This window comes from Nocardia pseudobrasiliensis NBRC 108224 (assembly GCF_001613105.1).
Taxonomy (GTDB): domain Bacteria; phylum Actinomycetota; class Actinomycetes; order Mycobacteriales; family Mycobacteriaceae; genus Nocardia; species Nocardia pseudobrasiliensis.
Map to the genome: position 1 here is coordinate 214,950 of NZ_BDBS01000005.1, position 16,443 is coordinate 231,392.

At 68.5% G+C, this 16,443-nt stretch carries 20 protein-coding genes; 12 read left to right on the top strand and 8 right to left on the bottom strand.

Annotated elements, in window-relative coordinates:
* Positions 1-84: 84 nt before the first annotated feature.
* Positions 85-534, bottom strand: a complete 450-nt coding sequence (locus tag NP4_RS42465) for a hypothetical protein (protein WP_245997843.1) — start codon at positions 532-534, stop codon at positions 85-87.
* On the opposite strand from NP4_RS42465, the gene NP4_RS07890 reads away from it, so the two are divergent.
* From NP4_RS07890 to NP4_RS07910, 5 genes are all read left to right on the top strand, one after another.
* A complete protein-coding gene (locus NP4_RS07890) occupies positions 481-1,743 on the top strand; it encodes a S1C family serine protease (protein ID WP_245997755.1) in 1,263 nt (420 codons plus the stop codon). The genes NP4_RS42465 and NP4_RS07890 overlap by 54 nt on opposite strands.
* A gap of 89 nt (positions 1,744-1,832) precedes the next feature.
* Positions 1,833-2,327: a MogA/MoaB family molybdenum cofactor biosynthesis protein gene (locus tag NP4_RS07895; RefSeq protein WP_211335859.1), complete on the top strand. Its 495-nt coding sequence runs from the start codon at positions 1,833-1,835 to the stop codon at positions 2,325-2,327.
* Complete coding sequence (locus NP4_RS07900; protein ID WP_062512876.1) at positions 2,324-2,524, top strand: hypothetical protein; 201 nt, start codon at positions 2,324-2,326, stop codon at positions 2,522-2,524. Before NP4_RS07895 ends, NP4_RS07900 begins: the two co-directional genes overlap by 4 nt.
* A gap of 376 nt (positions 2,525-2,900) precedes the next feature.
* The gene (locus NP4_RS07905; RefSeq protein WP_067994216.1) at positions 2,901-3,578 is read left to right on the top strand and encodes an MspA family porin; all 678 of its coding nucleotides are present in this window, start codon (positions 2,901-2,903) and stop codon (positions 3,576-3,578) included.
* Between the two features lie 62 nt (positions 3,579-3,640).
* Positions 3,641-4,312 (top strand): MspA family porin, encoded by a 672-nt coding sequence (locus NP4_RS07910; RefSeq protein ID WP_062512872.1) that lies wholly within the window; start codon positions 3,641-3,643, stop codon positions 4,310-4,312.
* A gap of 116 nt (positions 4,313-4,428) precedes the next feature.
* On the opposite strand, the gene mscL is transcribed toward NP4_RS07910, so the two are convergent.
* The 4 genes from mscL to NP4_RS07925 form a co-directional block, all read right to left on the bottom strand.
* Entirely contained in the window at positions 4,429-4,836 is a 408-nt protein-coding gene (mscL, locus tag NP4_RS07915) for a large conductance mechanosensitive channel protein MscL (RefSeq protein WP_067994221.1), read from the bottom strand.
* A gap of 143 nt (positions 4,837-4,979) precedes the next feature.
* Entirely contained in the window at positions 4,980-5,681 is a 702-nt protein-coding gene (locus NP4_RS07920) for an SAF domain-containing protein (protein ID WP_067994224.1), read from the bottom strand.
* A 97-nt stretch (positions 5,682-5,778) separates the two neighbouring features.
* On the bottom strand, positions 5,779-6,087 hold the full coding sequence (locus NP4_RS39755) for an FmdB family zinc ribbon protein (protein WP_082875657.1): 309 nt from the start codon (positions 6,085-6,087) through the stop codon (positions 5,779-5,781).
* 67 nt (positions 6,088-6,154) lie between these two features.
* On the bottom strand, positions 6,155-6,745 hold the full coding sequence (locus NP4_RS07925) for a 5-formyltetrahydrofolate cyclo-ligase (RefSeq protein ID WP_067994225.1): 591 nt from the start codon (positions 6,743-6,745) through the stop codon (positions 6,155-6,157).
* A 146-nt stretch (positions 6,746-6,891) separates the two neighbouring features.
* On the opposite strand from NP4_RS07925, the gene NP4_RS07930 reads away from it, so the two are divergent.
* The 7 genes from NP4_RS07930 (at position 6,892) to NP4_RS42085 (ending at position 12,593) form a co-directional block, all read left to right on the top strand.
* Positions 6,892-7,836, top strand: coding sequence for a UTP--glucose-1-phosphate uridylyltransferase (locus tag NP4_RS07930; RefSeq protein ID WP_067994229.1), 945 nt, complete (start codon positions 6,892-6,894; stop codon positions 7,834-7,836).
* Between the two features lie 57 nt (positions 7,837-7,893).
* Positions 7,894-9,147: a molybdotransferase-like divisome protein Glp gene (gene glp, locus NP4_RS07935; protein WP_062512860.1), complete on the top strand. Its 1,254-nt coding sequence runs from the start codon at positions 7,894-7,896 to the stop codon at positions 9,145-9,147.
* 25 nt (positions 9,148-9,172) lie between these two features.
* Entirely contained in the window at positions 9,173-9,823 is a 651-nt protein-coding gene (locus tag NP4_RS07940; protein WP_114755627.1) for a GNAT family N-acetyltransferase, read from the top strand.
* A gap of 247 nt (positions 9,824-10,070) precedes the next feature.
* On the top strand, positions 10,071-11,090 hold the full coding sequence (gene sepX / locus NP4_RS07945) for a divisome protein SepX/GlpR (protein ID WP_067994843.1): 1,020 nt from the start codon (positions 10,071-10,073) through the stop codon (positions 11,088-11,090).
* Positions 11,091-11,243: 153 nt separating this feature from the next.
* Positions 11,244-11,552: a hypothetical protein gene (locus NP4_RS07950; RefSeq protein WP_067994231.1), complete on the top strand. Its 309-nt coding sequence runs from the start codon at positions 11,244-11,246 to the stop codon at positions 11,550-11,552.
* A 14-nt stretch (positions 11,553-11,566) separates the two neighbouring features.
* Positions 11,567-11,980 carry a hypothetical protein gene (locus NP4_RS42080; RefSeq protein ID WP_169813686.1) on the top strand — a complete coding sequence of 138 codons (414 nt, stop codon included), beginning with the start codon at positions 11,567-11,569 and terminating at the stop codon, positions 11,978-11,980.
* The gene (locus tag NP4_RS42085) at positions 11,871-12,593 is read left to right on the top strand and encodes a TetR/AcrR family transcriptional regulator (protein ID WP_255285490.1); all 723 of its coding nucleotides are present in this window, start codon (positions 11,871-11,873) and stop codon (positions 12,591-12,593) included. The genes NP4_RS42080 and NP4_RS42085 overlap by 110 nt, the downstream gene beginning before the upstream one ends.
* Here NP4_RS42085 and NP4_RS07965 read toward each other — a convergent pair.
* Genes NP4_RS07965 through NP4_RS07975 form a run of 3 tightly spaced genes read right to left on the bottom strand, consistent with a single transcriptional unit; the run spans position 12,563 to position 16,439 of the window.
* Positions 12,563-13,843: a glucarate dehydratase family protein gene (locus tag NP4_RS07965; protein ID WP_067994240.1), complete on the bottom strand. Its 1,281-nt coding sequence runs from the start codon at positions 13,841-13,843 to the stop codon at positions 12,563-12,565. The genes NP4_RS42085 and NP4_RS07965 overlap by 31 nt on opposite strands.
* On the bottom strand, positions 13,843-15,297 hold the full coding sequence (locus NP4_RS07970; RefSeq protein ID WP_067994845.1) for an aldehyde dehydrogenase (NADP(+)): 1,455 nt from the start codon (positions 15,295-15,297) through the stop codon (positions 13,843-13,845). The genes NP4_RS07965 and NP4_RS07970 overlap by 1 nt, the downstream gene beginning before the upstream one ends.
* Before the next feature lie 23 nt (positions 15,298-15,320).
* Positions 15,321-16,439, bottom strand: coding sequence for an L-talarate/galactarate dehydratase (locus tag NP4_RS07975; RefSeq protein WP_281277660.1), 1,119 nt, complete (start codon positions 16,437-16,439; stop codon positions 15,321-15,323).
* Positions 16,440-16,443: the final 4 nt, after the last annotated feature.

The window sequence follows — 16,443 nt, forward strand, 5'->3', positions numbered from 1 at the left end:
CAAGCTGGGCGACAGACTCGAGGAGAAACGAGGGAAATGACCGAGGAATCGAAGGACAGGCGGGACGAGCCGGCTGCGCAGCAATCACAGCAGCCACCGGCGAGCGGGCACCAGCCCACCGAACAGCTTCCGTCGGCTCCGGCCCCCGAGCATCAGGTCTGGGCCCGCAACGCCGGTGACCAGGCAACCACCGCGCAGTATCCGCCCTACGGCTCCGGCGGGCAGCACCCCGGGGACCCGGGCCAGCAGAGTACGGGCGGCCAGTACTCCAGCGACGCGGGTCAACAGGGTGCGGGTGGTCAGTACTCCGCCGACGCCGGTCAGCAGGGCGCGGGCGGCCAGTACCCCGGTGACGCGGGTCAGCGGGGCGTGGGCGGCCAGTACCCCGGTGACGCGGGTCAGCAGGGCGTGGGTGGTCAGCATGCCGGTGACGCGGGTCAGCCGGCTGCGAATGCGGGTGATCGGCATGCCGGGTATCCGATGCAGCACACCGCGGAATTCGCGCAGCATCCCGGCGATCCCGGTGTGCAGCACACCGCGCCGATTCCTCCCTATCAGGCTGGCTATGGGGCGCAGCCTCCGGTGGGGCCGGGAAACTATGCGCCGCAGCCTCGGCGGCGCGGGGCGGGCGGGCTGATCGCGGGAGCCATTGTGCTGGCGTTGATCAGCGGTGGGATCGGTGGCGCGGTCGGCGCTCTGGTCAGCCACCACGACAGCGCGTCCTCGGGTCCGGTCAGCAATGCCCTGTCCGCGCCGCCGCCCAAGGCCGCCCCGGCAGCCAACGCGCCCGCGGGCACGGTACCCAATGTGGCGCAGAAGGTGCTGCCGAGCGTGGTGATGATCCGGGTGGCCGGTGCGCGTGCCGAGGGCGAGGGCTCCGGTGTCGTGCTGTCCTCGGACGGGTTGATCCTCACCAACAATCACGTCGCCAGCGGCGCGGGGCCCAACGCGAAGATGGAGGTGCAGTTCAGCGACGGCACCACCACCTCGGCCTCGGTCGTCGGCATCGACCCGATCTCCGACCTCGCGGTCATCAAGGCCGCCAACAAGTCCGGCCTGACCCCGATCGAATTGGGTTCCTCGGCCAATCTGCAGGTCGGGCAGACCGTGGTCGCGATCGGTTCGCCGCTCGGCCTGGCCGGAACGGTGACCACGGGCATCGTCTCGGCGCTGAACCGTCCGGTCTCGACCAGTGGTGAGGGCGGCAATACCAGTACGGCGACGGTCATTTCGGCCATCCAGACCGACGCGCCCATCAATCCGGGCAACTCCGGCGGCGCGCTGGTGGATATGGACGGCAAGCTGATCGGCATCAATACCGCGATCGCGACCCTCGGCGCCTCCGATATGGGCGGCGGCGGTCAGCAGAGCGGTTCGATCGGCCTCGGCTTCGCGATTCCGGTCGATCAGGCCCGCCGGGTCGCCGATCAGCTGAGCAAGACCGGGCACGCCACCTACGCCCAGGTCGGCATCACGGTCAGCCGCGTCGACAGCGCCAACAACGGCGCTCGCGTCCAGGACGTCACCCCCGACGGCCCGGCAGCCAAGGCGGGCATTCCGGCGGGCGCGGTCGTGACCAAGGTCGACAATCAGATCATCGACACCGGCAACGCGCTGGTCGCGGCCGTCCGCTCGCATCAGCCGGGCGACAAAGTCAAGATCACCTACACCGATCCCAACGGCCAGAATCCCAAGACCGTCGAGGTCACCCTCGCGGCCGCACCCGCGGAGGCTCCCCGATGATCCATCGCCCTCGCACGCTGACCCTGCTTCCGGAATCCGTTGCCGGGGGACAGGAACCGCTGTCGGTCCCGGACGCTACGGTGAGCAGCATGGAAATCGATGCCGCCGTGGCCGGCCGTGCACTTGTCGTGATCGTCGACGACCGAACCGCGCACGGCGGGGTCGACTCGCTGGGTCCACTGGTCACCGAACTGCTCACCGAGGCCGGATTTCTCGTGGACGCCACGGTGCTGGTGCAGATGGACGAGGTCGAGATCCGCAATGCGCTCAATACGGCCGTGATCGGCGGCGTCGACCTGGTGATCTCGGTCGGCGGCACCGGTATGTCCCCGCGCGATGTCACCCCGGAGGCCACTTCCGAGGTGCTCGATCGGGAGCTGCCCGGTATCAGCGAGGCCCTGCGCTCCTCCGGCCTGGCGGCCGGATCGCTCGACGCGGGCCTCTCGCGCGGGCTGGCCGGTGTTTCGGGCAGCACGCTGGTGGTCAATCTGCCGGGCACCCGCGCCGCCGTGCGCGACGGGATGGCCACGCTCGGTCCGCTGGCCAGCCGCGTCATCGACGAACTGTCAGGTCTGGACGAGTGACCGACACCTCCGACGAAACCCCCCGCCCGCGTCGGGCGGGGGGTTCTTCGCGTTCGGCCGCCGACGCGGCCAAGCTGGCTCGTATCTTCGGCGAGACTCTGCCGCAAACAACCAGTGACGAACGCACCTCCGACGGCGAGCGTCCCGCTTCGTCGGACGACTGGTTGCGCTCACAGGTGCCACCGCATCACGGTTGAACGAACGGACATGTTTGCGCCATGGGGATGACGCCGCGTGTTTCCGAGTTCTCACAGCATTTATGCGTTGTCCGTAATATGACCGAGATTCCAATGTGATTCAGATCACACTGCCTTTACGGACACTTACGTTGTCATGTAGTTGCCGCGCCGTTTAATGTTCGCCTTTGGGCTGCTCCACCTGCGGTTCTCGAAGGCTCGGGGAAGGCGCCTCGCGTCGACCTCGCCGGAACAGAGCCCGGTTCCGACAGTTTGCGGAGAATTGGTCGCCGGTTACACGGCGGCAACAATGCGCCGACAAACTGTGCTGGGCCTTAAAGGACCGCATACAGCCTCGATGGTCGAGGCTGACTGTAAGAACCTGATGAGGGGAAGTATGAGCGAGAACCGCACCATCGGTCTGCGGCGTGGTGCCCGTTTCGCGGGCATCGGCGCGGCCGCGGCCGTGGCCATCGGCCTTTTCTCTACCGGTGCCGCCAACGCCGACGCCTTCGTACCGTTGCCGGACGGTCAGAAGCAGGGTCCCAATGGCGTTGTGATCACCCGCACCGGAGAGCATGCTGTCGTTTCGCCGTCGATGGCGGCCAACGGCGCCGGACGTGTCGTCTGGGTCTCGGGTAACGCGATTGCCGACGTGCCGAACACTCCCGAAGGCAAGGCCGGCCCGTGGAACGGCCCGAGCAACGCGCAGGGCACCAACAACTCGTCGACCCACGGCACCTCGATCGTGAGCACCGGCTACATCGTCGGCTGCCAGGTCAATATCGCCAGCGACGCGATCTCCGCCGGTGTCTCCGGCAGCGTCAGCCTCAGCGGCGCTGGCGTCGGTGGTTCCATCGGGCTCAACCTCGGCCCCGGTCAGGTTGCTTTCGCGCAGATCGATAGCAAGGACATCACCAAGCCCGGTACCTACTCGATCGAGTACCAGGACACCGAGATTCAGATCCAGAACTGCGCGGGTTATGCCCAGGCGCGTGCGTACACCGTCGTCGAGATCATCGGCGACAACTACTCGAAGACCACCCTCTACGGTCAGCCGTTCAGCATCGGCTGATGTGGTCGATTCCGCCAAAACCATTCCCGCGTAAAGCGATTCACCCTATGAGGGACCACAACATGAACATCCGTAAGACCGTGGCTCGCGCGGCCGGTATCGGTGCTGTCGCCACCGCCGCCCTGGGCCTGTTCTCCACCGGCGCCGCCAACGCCGACACCTTCGTCCCGCTGCCGGGCGCGGACTTGACCAAGACCCTGTCCGACGGCACCGTCGTACACCTCTGGATCGACGGCGAGTCGGCCAACATCAACCCGTCCATGGGTTCCACCCCGCTGCACCGCAACGCCTGGGTGTCGGGCACCGCTCACGTCCAGCTGTCGGGCAACAACGACTCGGTGGGCGGCATCATCCGGCCGGGTTACGTCGTCGGTTGCCAGGTGAACATCTCCGGCGGCGGCGCGAGCGGCGGCGTCGATGCCAAGACCGACTGGGCGGGCAAGAACCCCGAGGTCGGCGCGAACACCGGCGGCAACCTGACCCTCGGCCCCGGCCAGGCGGGCTCGTTCTACGTCCTCGACCGCGAGAAGCCGGACGACTACGGCAACGAGTCGCACTCGACCAAGAACAAGTTCAGCGGCAGCAACGGCTCGGTCGCCTGGTCCGACGAGACCATCGGCCTGACCGGCTGCGCCGGCTACGCGCAGGCCCGTTCCTTCGTGAGCGTCGAGGTCGAGACCGACAACGTCATCACCTGGGTGACGATCTGGGGTCAGCCGTTCAGCATCGGCTGATAACGGCTAGGAGCATGCCGCAACAGCCAAGGCGTGCAACAACAATGGGCCCGGTGCGAAAGCGCCGGGCCCATTGGCATTTTCGCGCCCGGACTATCGTATTTCTCTGTGCCGGTTCAGGATTCGTGTCGACCGCCCGCGCTTTTCCCGCCCTCGGCGAGTAGATCGCGGATCTCGGTGAGCAATTGGGTATCGGTGATGGCCGGTTCGGTGGACTTGCCCCAGCGTTTCTTGGCGTGGGTGGCGGGCAGGACGAGGACGAGATACAGGACGGCCGCGATGATCACGAAATTGATCGCCGCGGTGATGATCGGGCCGACCGCGATGAAGGTGGCCGGTTTGTCGGAGACCAGCCGGAATCCGAGCCCCAGTTCGCCGTTGCTGCCGAAGACGGCCAGCAGCGGATTGACGATTCCATTGGTGAATGCCGTGACGATCGCGACGAATGCGGTGCCCATCACGACCGCGACCGCCAGGTCGATCACATTCCCCCGGAACAGGAAATCCCGGAAACCCTTCAGCATTGCGGCTCCTGTCTCATCCGGCACGGCCGCGGCCGCACCGCCGATCTGGTCAAGGCCCCCGGTTCGATCGCCATCGGCTATCGAACCGGATAGTCGGGATGCTAGTAGAGGTCTGCGGCAAATGTCCGGCGAAGTGAGGGCCGTCATCGGAACACCACCGTCAGTTCGGTGCGCAACGACCCGGCCGCGACGGTGAGGGCGTGAGCGGCATCGAGGGCCACCAGCACGACCCGTTCGCCGCCGGGCCCGGATCGGCGCTCGGGCGTGGTGACCAGGACGACTACCGCATCGGCGGCCAGCGTGGGCGGCGGCCCGGCGCGGACCGGATCGGCGTCGGCATGGTCGGCCGCGATCACGTCGACCCGATCGCCGACGCGCAGAATATCGGCAACGGCGTTGTCCACCAGGCGAATCGGGACGATGCGCGCATCGGAGACCCCGGCCGCGACCTGTGCCAGGCGGGCGCCGACGACCCGCAGATCGGTGAGAATCTCCCCGGCGCGCACCGCACCCGACAGCGTCGCGCCGATCAGCGCCGGAATCTCGTGCGCACTGCCCGCGGGCAGCAGTCCGGCCGGACGGGCGACCCGGCGCAGATCGTCGGCGCTCAGCACCCGGCCGGAGGCCAGATCGCGCGTGGCGACCACCACATCGACCGAACGGGCGGCGGGATCGCCGCGAACGAACAGGGCGGCCGCGCAGACCGCCAGGAAGGCCGCGAGCGCGCGGCGCAGCAGGGTGGCGTCGGCCCAGGACGGGCGATGGCGGAGCAGAAACTCCCAGGGCGGTTCCCGCCCCAGATCGGCGGCTCCGCCGCGGTCACCGGAATTCGATAGCAGTCGCATGCCGCGACACTACGGCGGCGATGCGCTCACCCCACCCGCAAAACCGCAGGTCGGAATCAGGCTGTGGACAAAGTGTCGACTGTGGACAACTCGCCGATCAGGCCGCGGTGCCCGCGGTCGACGTGCTGGTGGAGGTAGTGGACGGCGTCGACGACGAGGACGACGACGAATCCGAACCCGAGGAGTTGTTGCCACTGGGCTTGGCCGGTTCGCTCGCGGTCGCCGAGCCGTTGCGGCTGTCGGTGCGGTAGAAACCGCTGCCCTTGAAGACGATGCCAACCGAATTGAAGAGTTTGCGCAGCTTGCCGTCGCACTTCTCGCAGGTCGTCAGCGCGTTGTCCGAGAACGACTGCACGATGTCGAACTTATCGCCACACTGCGTGCACTGATACGAGTAAGTAGGCACTCCAACCTCCACGGTCTCCGTCGGTTAGCACTCTACAACCGACAGTGCCAACAGTGCCAATCCGGAGTTAATTCCCGCTCAGGTGTCGCAATCCGCCACCGGGCGTCAAAGCCCATCCCATGCGCCGATCGTGCGGTTCCTCGGGCAGCCGATCCACCAGTTCCTCGTCGCGTACGACGGCGATCAGCCGGGCATCCGTACGCGCCGCGGGCAGGGTCCGATCGTAATATCCCGCGCCTCGGCCGAGCCGTACGCCGCGCAGATCCACCGCCAGCGCCGGAACCAGGACGATCGCCGCCGATTCGATTGCCGCACTGGGCATCCGAGCGCCCGTCGGTTCCAGCAGGCCCCAGCGCGCGGACCGCAGCGAATCCGGGCCCAGATATTCGGCCCACTCCAGCGGCCCCGGCGGCCCGGTCACCGGCAGCAGCACCCGCACCCCACCGGCGCGCAACGCCTCGAGCATGGCCGTCGAACCCGGCTCACCACCCACCGGAACATAGGCCGCCACCCAGTCGGGTCGATCGGCGGCCAGCTCCGCCGCGGCGCTCGCCAGCGCGGCCGATTCCGCCGCCCGCACCTCGTCGGGCACTGCCGCGCGCCGCGCGAGCAACTCGGTCCGCCACTGCTGCTTGTCCCGCTGACCAGCCACATCCACAGCGCCACCCTATGTGAGCAATCTCCGCCCGAGGGTTTCGCGGACGAGCCGGCGGGGAATCGATGGATGCAGTCCTAGGCTTCCGGGAATGCCGGGCCCGTGCGAAGCCGGTCCCGCTGACGACATCGATGGATAGGGTGTGCCTTATGACAGCTGACGCCGGATCGGACGCGCCGTCCTGCTTCCGTACCGCGGTCGTGCCGGCGGCCGGGCTGGGAACCCGTTTCCTGCCCGCGACCAAGACCGTGCCGAAAGAGCTGCTGCCGGTGGTGGATACACCCGGTATCGAGCTGGTCGCGGCCGAGGCGGCCGAATCGGGGGCCGAACGCCTGGTCATCGTGACCTCGCCCGGAAAAGACGGCGTGGTCGCGCATTTCGTCGAGGATATGGTCCTGGAGGGAACACTCGCCGAGCGCGGCAAATACAAGCTGCTGGAGAAGGTGCGTCGCGCGCCGGGCCTGCTGGATGTGAGCTCGGTCGTACAGGAGGAGCCGCTGGGGCTGGGTCATGCGGTGGCCCAGGCGGAATCGGCGCTCGACGACACCGATGACGCCGTCGCGGTGCTGTTACCCGACGACCTGGTGCTGCCCAGCGGCGTCCTCGAGGTGATGTGCCGGGTCCGGCGCAAGCGCGGCGGTTCGGTGCTGTGCGCGATAGAAGTGCCCAAGGACCAGGTCAGCTCCTACGGCGTCTTCGACGTGGAGAAGGTGCCCGACGCGGTCAATCCGAATGTGCTGCGGGTCAAGGGCATGGTCGAGAAGCCGAGCCTCGAGGACGCGCCCTCGACCTTCGCCGCCGCCGGGCGCTACATCCTCGATCGCGCGATTTTCGACGCCCTGCGCCGAATCGAACCCGGCGCGGGCGGGGAACTGCAGCTCACCGACGCGATTTCACTGCTGATCGCCGAGGGCCATCCGGTTCATGTTGTGGTGCACCGTGGGTCGCGACACGACCTGGGCAACCCTGGCGGTTATCTTCGTGCTGCGGTCGATTTCGCATTGGAGCGAGAAGAATACGGCCCGGAGTTGCGCGAGTGGCTCGAACGCCGGCTGGCGCCCGACTGGAATCCGCAGCTGACCTCGTCCGAGTGACGCGGGTGGCCGGGTCCGGTCGGCCGCGTTGAATACTGGACATGAGGGAAGGGCTGCATGCGCTCGGTTGAGGACCAGCAGATCAAGGTGACCGCGGCGGCTGTCGCCCCGCGGCCCGTGCGGGTCGCGATCTCCGAGGCCCAGGGTTTGCTGTGTGCCGAGGACGTCGTCACCGAACGGCCGCTGCCGGGTTTCGACCAGGCGGCGATCGACGGGTATGCCGTGCGCAGCGTGGACGTGCAGGGCGCCGGTGTGGACATCCGCGACGAGGACGGCCAGCCCGTCGACCTCACCCTCCCGGTGGTCGGCGAGGTCCCGGCCGGATCGCGCCAGCCCATCCGGTTACAGCCGCGCCAGACCGTACGGGTCGATACCGGCGCGCCGCTGCCCACCCTGGCCGATGCCGTACTGCCCCTGGACTACACCGACGCGGGCCGGGCCCGCATCAAGGTCTACGAACCCGTGCGCACCGGCGATTACGTGCGCCGCATCGGCGACGATGTCCAGCCCGGTGATATCGCGGTGCGCGCGGGCACCATCATCGGCCCGGCGCAGGTGGGTCTGCTGGCCGCGGTCGGCCGCGACAAGGTGCTGGTGCATCCGCGCCCGCGGCTGTCGGTGATCTCGATCGGCGGCGAACTGGTCGACATCGATCGCACGCCCGGACCCGGTCAGGTCTACGACGTGAATTCCTATGCCCTGGCCGCGGCCGCGCGCGACGCGGGTGCGGATGTGAACCGCGTGGGCATCGTCAGCGCCGATCCCAAACGCCTGCGCGATGTGGTCGAGGGACAGCTGGTGCGCTCGGAGGTCGTGGTGATCGCGGGTGCGGTCGGCGGCTGGGTGTCCGAGCAGATCCGCGAGGCGCTGGAGGGACTGGGCGAACTGGAGGTCGCGCGCGTCGCCATGCATCCGGGTTCGGTGCAGGGTTTCGGGCGGCTGGGGCGCGATGAGGTGCCGACCTTCCTGCTGCCCTCGAATCCCGTTGGGGCGCTGGTGGTTTTCGAGGTCATGGTGCGGCCGCTGATTCGGATCGCGCTGGGCCGCCGCCATCCCATGCGCCGGGTGGTGCAGGCGCGCACCATCATGCCGATCAGCTCGATGCCCGGCCGACGCGGATACCTACGCGCACAACTCATGCGCGACGAGCAGACCGGCGAATATCTGGTGCAGCCGCTGGGCGTGAACGGTTCGGCGCATCTGCTCTCGACCCTGGCCGAGGCCAACAGCCTCATCGTCATCGAGCCGGATGTCACCGAGATCCGCACCGGCGACGAGGTGCCGGTGGCCTTCCTCGCTCAGCGCGGATGACGGTCGCAGCGGGACACTGATGGACATGAATATGTTCCGGGCCGCCCAACATCCGGGCTGGCCCGCCCATTTGGGCCCGGTACAGGTGGCCGCCGGTCGGGTGGCGCTGCGGCCGATCCGATTACGCGATGCCGCGGCGTGGGCGCGGATCCGGGTGCGCGATCGTGAACATCTCGAGCCGTGGGAGCCCACCGGGCGTGGCACCTGGGAGGCCCGCAATCACGCCTCGAACTGGCCGTCGCTGTGGTCGAGTCTCAAGGCCGAGGCCCGCCGGGGCGCGATGATTCCGCTGGTGATCGAGGTCGACGGGGCCTTCGGTGGTCAGTTGACCATCGGCAATATCGTGCGCGGCGCCTTGCGCTCGGCGTGGATCGGCTACTGGGTGGCCAAGGATATGGGCGGTCAGGGCGTCGCGACCGCGGCGCTGGCGCTGGGTCTGGATCACTGTTTCGGTCCGGTCGGGCTGCACCGGGTCGAGGCGACGGTGCGTCCGGAAAACCTTGCCAGCCAAGCGGTTCTGCGCAACGTCGGCTTCCGCGAGGAGGGCCTGCTGCGGCGCTACCTCGATGTCGACGGCGCCTGGCGCGACCATCTGCTGGTCGCCATGACCGCGGAAGAGGTCTCGGGAACCGTCGTCGATCGTCTGGTGCGAGCGGGTCGAGCGACCCTGCTCTGACCGGGCGTACCTTATGTTACTTATGGGGCAGGTGTGGACGGCGCGCCTGCGGGATATTCCTGTGGCACCGAATTAGCCTACGGACGTCGGTGGTGCGTCCCGCGCTACCGGAAGGGAGCCTGCGAAGTGGCCCGACAATGCGGCCGTATTACACGTGCTGCGATGTCGAGACACCGGGCAGGACACGAGCCGAGCGTGAGAACCGTCGAAGGGACAGCGGCCAGGCGGGGACGGAGGTGTGAGTACGATGCCGAATTCGATCTTGTGGATTGGTCTTGTCGTGCTCTGGGTCTTCGTGTTGTTTCCGATGCTGGCCGACCGCCATCCGCGGATTCGCCGTACCACCGATGCGGCATTGGCCACGCGGGTGTTGCACCGCGGGGGCACCAAGCGACGCATGAGAAAGGGACCCGGTGCCGGGCACGAAACCGATCCGGACTGGGTGCCGGCTCGCGTGCAGAGAAAGCTTCCCGACGGCGATGATGCGGAGGATCGGATGACGACACCGGCCGATGAGCCCGTCACCGAGGACGAGACGACCGCCGAAGCGGGCGATCCGGTCGAGACGCCCGTCGCCGAGGCCGCCACCGAGGATGATGTCGATGTGATCGACGCCGAGGTGGACGAGACGCGGGCGGATGAGGCCGGCGACGAGGACAGCGACGACATCGCGGCCGAGGCGCCGCGCGCCGAACGCCCGCGCGGCGCGGCGGTGGCCACCCGCGAGGACGACGCCGAGTTCGAATCCGATTCCGAGGCAGCGGATTTCGTACCGACCCGACGCGGTCGCGGCGGTTACGATCCGGAGGCCGACGCGATCGCCCGTGCCGCGCGCTACCGCTTCCGTCAGCGTTCGACGCTGGGTCTGGTGCTGAGCATGCTGCTGTTCGGCGCGTTCGCGGTGGTCGTCTCGCCGCTGCTGTGGTGGGCCTGCGGACTGGCGGGTGTCGTCATGGCCACCTATCTGGTCTACCTGCGTCGCCAGGTGCGCATGGAGGAGGAGATCCGCCGCCGCCGCGCCGCCCGATTGTCGCGCGGCCGCGACGATTTCGAGGCCGAGGAGTACGAGCAGGATCAGCACGAGCGCCGCGAGCCGCCCGCCCTGGACCGCGACTCCGCTCGCGCGCTGCGCCGCCGTGCCGTGGTGCTCGACATCGACGACGAGGACCCCATGTTCGACCATCTCGAGCCCTTCGACGCCGCCGCGGCCCGCGCGACCCGCAATCGCGCCGCCGGTGGCGAAATCCGCCGCGCCGCGGGCGAATAGCGAGCCGCCGGGCCAACTCTCGCGTCGAGCCGCGAACCCACGATCCGGGTTCGCGGCTCGCGGCGTTTCCGGCTGCCCGGACAACCGTTGACCGCATTCTCATACGACTGTATGGTCATTGCTAATACAGTCGTATGAAGGCGAGATGATGGCATGTTCCGAGTGGTCGAGCTATTGGGTCTGGGTGCGCCGCTGATCGGGGCGGGCATGGTCGTCTACTACCGGCGACGCATGGGAGCGGCATTCGCGCCCGCGCTGCTGGCGGCCGTGGTCGCGCTGGTGGCCTCGGTGGTCGGCATGGTCACCAGCCGCGTGATCTGGTTCGGCGGCGGTGGTTCCGAGGGCATCTCCGAGCGGATGGAATTCGGGGCGGGCGTGCGGAATCTGCTGCTCGCCGGGGCGTGGATGTTGTTGCTGCTGGCCATCTTCCGGCGGCGTCGCGTGGAACAGGGGGTGCGGTGATGCACGGAGCCGTGGTGTTCGGAATCAGTGAGGTCGCGGTCGTGGCGCTGGTGATCGCGTCGCTGGCGGCCGGATTGCGGCTGGCGGGGCGCTATCGCGTCGCTGGCCTGTCGCTGGCGGCCGGGGCGCTGGCGTGGCTGCTGGCCGAAATCGTGCACTGGCTGCAACTCGGTCTGCTCGTGCCGCGTCTGGAGGGCGAGGAGCATTCGACGTCACGGCTGATCGCGGGCATGCTGGGCGATGCCGTGTACTTCGGCATCGGCGGTATCGGGGTGCTGCTGCTGTTCTTCGCGGCCGTGGTCGATCGCCGTCCCGCCGGTGACGGCCGCCGCGAGCCGGTGGCCGTGGCGCGGCAGCTCGGCGCGGCGGCGTGGCATTACTATCAGGACCGCGACAGGCGAGAAAGGGGGCGACGCGTTGGGCGCTAGACAATCGGGGGCGGGTACTCAACTCGACCGGCGGCGCGAGCTACTCGATCGGCTCGCGGATGTGATATCCGAAAGTGGTATGGAGGGCGTCAGCATCCGCACCCTCGCCAGCCGCGCGCACGTCTCCATCGGCACGGTCCAGTACTACTTCTCGACCAAAAGCCAGCTGCTGCAAAGCGTTTGGGAACACGTCCGCGACGAGTACTCCGAACGCCTCTTCAGCTCGGGCATCGCCGACGAACCGCCGGAGCGGAAGCTGGAACATCTCATCCGGCTGCTCGTCCCGCCCGGCAGTGACGACCGCCTGACCAGGGTGTGGCTGGCCCTGGTGTACAGCGCCACCCACGATCAGAAGATCGCCGCGCTGCATCGCGCCCAGTGGCAGCGCATGGAGGAACTCCTGACCGAGGTCCTCGCCGCCGCCAATCCCGTCCGCGCGGCCGAGGCGGGCGAGGCGGCCGCGGAATTTCTCGCTCTGATGGACGGATTCGCCATCGCCGTGGTCACCGAACCCGAGCGCATGCCCCCGGCCCGCGCCCACCGCATCGCCCGGGCCTGGACCGCGGCCTGGCTGAACGACACTCAGAATTTCGGGCCGGTAGCGACCGCATAGGCCGGGTCGACCCGACGCATGGCGGCGACATCGTCTCGATTCCGATACCGCGGCAGGGCCTTCCAGCGTTCGTGCAGCCGAGCCAGCGCGTCGCGGTCGAGTTCCACACCCAGCCCCGGTGTTCGAGGGACCTCGATCGCACCGTCGGTGAAGCGGAATCGCTCGGTGATCACATCCTCCGACTGCCACGGATAGTGGGTATCGCAGGCGTACCGCAGATCGGAGACGGTGGCGGCGACATGGGTCATGGCCGCGAGGCTGACTCCGAGGTGGGTGTTCGAATGCATCGACAGGCCGCGGCCCCAGGTGCGACAGACCGCGGCCAGATCGCGCGTGGCCAGCAGCCCGCCCCAGAAGTGGTGATCCGACAGCACGATCTGCACCGCGTCGCGCTCGAACGCGGGCCCGACCTCCTCGAAGGAGGTCACGATCATATTGGTGGCCAGCGGAATTCCGGTTCGCCGATGTACCTCGGCCATATCGTCGAGTCCGGCCGTCGGATCCTCGAGATATTCGATCGTCCCGCTCAGCTCCTCGGCCACCCGCAGCGCGGTCTTCAGTGACCAGCCGCCATTGGGGTCCAGACGTAAAGGCGCGGCGGGGAATTCGACCGCCAGCGCGCGCACGGCCGCGATCTCCTCCTCGGGCGGCCGCACCCCACCCTTCAGCTTGAAGGATCGAAAACCGCCGTACGCCTGGAACTTTCGGGCCTGCGCCACCACGGCGGCCGGATCCAGCGCCGCGCCCCAGTCGTCGCCCGGTACGCCCTCGTCCGGATGCTCGGCCCACTTGTAGAACAGATATCCGGAGTACTCCACTCGATCGCGCACGGCCCCGCCGAGCAGCGTATGCACCGGAACTCCGAGATGCCTGCCCAGCGCGTCCAGCACGGCCACCTCGAAGGCCGACACCACACTCGACCGCACCTTGTCGGTGGTCAGCGCACCCCGCAGCCCGCTCGCGGCCGGTGCGCCGTCGAGCAGTGCGTCCGCGCCCCGGCCCAGTCCGGCCACGGTATTGACCGCGCCGATCGACACCCCGATCAAATCCCGCGACAGCGCCGCGGCCTGTTCCGAATAGACCGAGTCGCCATAGGTTTCGCCGAGTCCGCTCACCCCCGAGGAGGTCAGTACCTCCACGATCAACCGCGGCGTATACGGCTGATGCACCCCGGACAGATTCAGCAGCGGCGGATCGGCGATCAGAATCGGGGTCAACCGCACGTCGGTGATCGTGGGCAGCGCGGCCATCAGCGCGTCCCGTCCACTCGCCGGGGCAGCGACCAGGGATTGGCCTCGCGCAGCGGGGGCGGCAGCAGCGCATCGGGAAAGCCCTGCCACGCCACGGGCCGCAAAAATCGCTCGATGGCCGCGGTACCCATGGAGGTGAAGGTCGGACATGTCGTCGCCGGATAGGGCCCGCCGTGCTGCTGGGCCCACGACAGTGTGATGCCGGTCGGCCAGCCGTTCCAGATCAGCCGACCCGCCAGCCCGGTCAGCGCGGGCAGCAGCGTGCGCACCTGATCGGCCTCGGACTCCTCGGCGTGGATCGTCGCGGTCAGGCCGGGTTCGAGAACCGCAAGCGCGGACCGCAATTCGTCGATATCGCCGTATTCGACGACCAGCGACACGGGCCCGAAGCATTCCGCCCCCAGCACATCGATATCCGCGGCGAAGTCGGTCGCCGACACCTTCGACAGCGTCGGCCGAAAGCCCGATGCCGCGGGCTCCGGCGCGAAAAGCGCTGTCAGCGAGGGACTTTCCGAGAGTCGATCCGAACCCGACCGATAGCCGTCGGCAATGCGCTCGTTCAGCATGGCCTGCACCGGCACCGCCTCGGCCGCCTCCCGCAGCCGATCGTCCAGACCGTGTCCGCGCGGTAGGAACAGCAATCCCGGCTTGGTGCAGAACTGCCCGGCCCCGAGCGTGAACGATTCGACGTATCCGGCCGCGATCCGCGCACCCCGCGCCCGCACCGCACCCGCGGTGACCACCACGGGATTGACACTGCCGAGCTCCCCGTAGAACGGAATCGGCCGCGGCCTGGCATTGGCGATATCGAACAGCGCCCGCCCACCGGCCCGCGATCCGGTGAACGCCGCCGCCGCGATATCCGGATGCCGCAGCGCGCTCACCCCGGCCTGCGCACCGGTGATGATTTCGAAGATGCCCTCCGGCGCACCGGCTTCCCGAAGCGCCGCCACCAGAACATCGCGCGTGCGCACCGACAGCTCCGGATGTCCGGGATGCGCCTTGAGTACGACCGGACAGCCCGCGGCCAGCGCCGCGGCGGTATCGTGCCCGGCTACGCTCAGGGTCAGCGGGAAATTGCTCGCCGCGAAGACCAGAACCGGCCCGATCGGCACCACGGTCCGGCGGATATCCGGACGCGGTCCCATCGGCCAGTCGGGATCGGCGTGATCGATGGTGGCCCTCAGGAATTCGCCGTCCGCCAGCACCTGGGCGAACAGTCGCAGCTGAAAGACCGTGCGCACCAACTCCGATCGCAGTCGCGGCCGTTCGGGCAGCCGGGTCTCGCGCGCGGCCAGCGCCACCAGTTCGTCGCCCGCCTTGTCGAGCGCGTCGGCGGCCGCGTGCAACCAGTGCGCCCGTTCGTCCGGCGTGGTCTCCGCCGATCGCGCCGCCGCGCGCGCGGCGGCCGCGATGATTCGGTCGATCTCGACCGGCGTTGTCTCGGTCGTCATTTCGTTCTCCGTCTCCTCGGATGTCATAGCCGCACCTCGTCGTCGGCGACGGTCCACGCGCGGGCCTGCTCGCTGATCGTCACGCCGAGCCCGGGCCGCGCGGACAGCCACATCCGCCCGTCCCGAATCCGCATGCGCTCGTCGAACAGCGGATCGAACCATTCGAAATGCTCCACCCAGGATTCGAGCGGATAGGCGGCCGCCAGATGCGCGTGCACCTCCATCATGAAATGCGGTGCCAGGGGCAGATGTTCGCGCGCCGCCTGCGCGGCGACCTCGAGAAACCGGGTGATCCCGCCGACGCGCGGCGCGTCCGGCTGCACGATATCCACACCGCCGCGGATCAATTCGCCATGTTCCGCGGCGCTGACGAGCATCTCGCCGGTGGCGATCGGGGTGTCGAAGGTCCGGGCCAGCTGCCCGTGCCCCGCGAAATCGTAGGCGTCCAGGGGCTCCTCGATCCAGGTCAGGCCGAACGGCTCGAGGTCGCGGCACATCCGCCGCGCGGTGGGCCGGTCCCACTGCTGATTCGCGTCGACCATGAGCGGCACGCGGTCGCCGATCTTCTCCCGCACCGCGCGCACCCGGGCCAGATCCACCGCATGATCGGGATGTCCGACCTTGATCTTGATACCGCCGATGCCGCGCGCCAGCGATTCGGCGGCCCGATCGAGCACCTCCTCGATCGGCGCGTGCAGGAAGCCGCCGGAGGTGTTGTAGCAGCGCACCGAATCCCGATGCGCGCCTATCAGTTTCGCCAGCGGCAAGCCGGCCCGCTTGGCCTTCAGATCCCACAGCGCGATATCGAAGGCCGCGATGGCCTGCACCGCGAGCCCGCTGCGTCCGACCGACGCGCCCGCCCACATCAGCCGATCCCAGATGCGCCCGATATCGCTGGGATCCTGACCCAGCAGTTCGGGCGCGAGCTCGCGAGCATGGGCGAATTGGCCGGGACCGCCCGCACGCTTGGCATAGCCGAATCCGATACCCCGCAGGCCCGCCGCGCTGTCGATCTCGGCCAGCAGCACCGACACCTCGGACATCGGTCGCTGCCGCCCGGTGAGCACCTTGGCATCGCTGATGCCGTCGGGCAGCGGCACCGTGATCGAGGAGATCCGCACCCCGGTGATCCGATCGAGCACCGGG

Coding starts and splice junctions, on each gene's coding strand:
- NP4_RS07890 (WP_245997755.1), top strand. CDS start 481: ATGCAGCACACCGCGGAATTCGCGCAGCATCCCGGCGATCCCGGTGTG.
- NP4_RS07895 (WP_211335859.1), top strand. CDS start 1,833: ATGGAAATCGATGCCGCCGTGGCCGGCCGTGCACTTGTCGTGATCGTC.
- NP4_RS07905 (WP_067994216.1), top strand. CDS start 2,901: ATGAGCGAGAACCGCACCATCGGTCTGCGGCGTGGTGCCCGTTTCGCG.
- NP4_RS07910 (WP_062512872.1), top strand. CDS start 3,641: ATGAACATCCGTAAGACCGTGGCTCGCGCGGCCGGTATCGGTGCTGTC.
- mscL (WP_067994221.1), bottom strand. CDS start 4,836: ATGCTGAAGGGTTTCCGGGATTTCCTGTTCCGGGGGAATGTGATCGAC.
- NP4_RS07920 (WP_067994224.1), bottom strand. CDS start 5,681: ATGCGACTGCTATCGAATTCCGGTGACCGCGGCGGAGCCGCCGATCTG.
- NP4_RS07930 (WP_067994229.1), top strand. CDS start 6,892: ATGACAGCTGACGCCGGATCGGACGCGCCGTCCTGCTTCCGTACCGCG.
- glp (WP_062512860.1), top strand. CDS start 7,894: ATGCGCTCGGTTGAGGACCAGCAGATCAAGGTGACCGCGGCGGCTGTC.
- NP4_RS07940 (WP_114755627.1), top strand. CDS start 9,173: ATGAATATGTTCCGGGCCGCCCAACATCCGGGCTGGCCCGCCCATTTG.
- sepX (WP_067994843.1), top strand. CDS start 10,071: ATGCCGAATTCGATCTTGTGGATTGGTCTTGTCGTGCTCTGGGTCTTC.
- NP4_RS07950 (WP_067994231.1), top strand. CDS start 11,244: ATGTTCCGAGTGGTCGAGCTATTGGGTCTGGGTGCGCCGCTGATCGGG.
- NP4_RS07965 (WP_067994240.1), bottom strand. CDS start 13,843: ATGGCCGCGCTGCCCACGATCACCGACGTGCGGTTGACCCCGATTCTG.
- NP4_RS07970 (WP_067994845.1), bottom strand. CDS start 15,297: ATGACGACCGAGACAACGCCGGTCGAGATCGACCGAATCATCGCGGCC.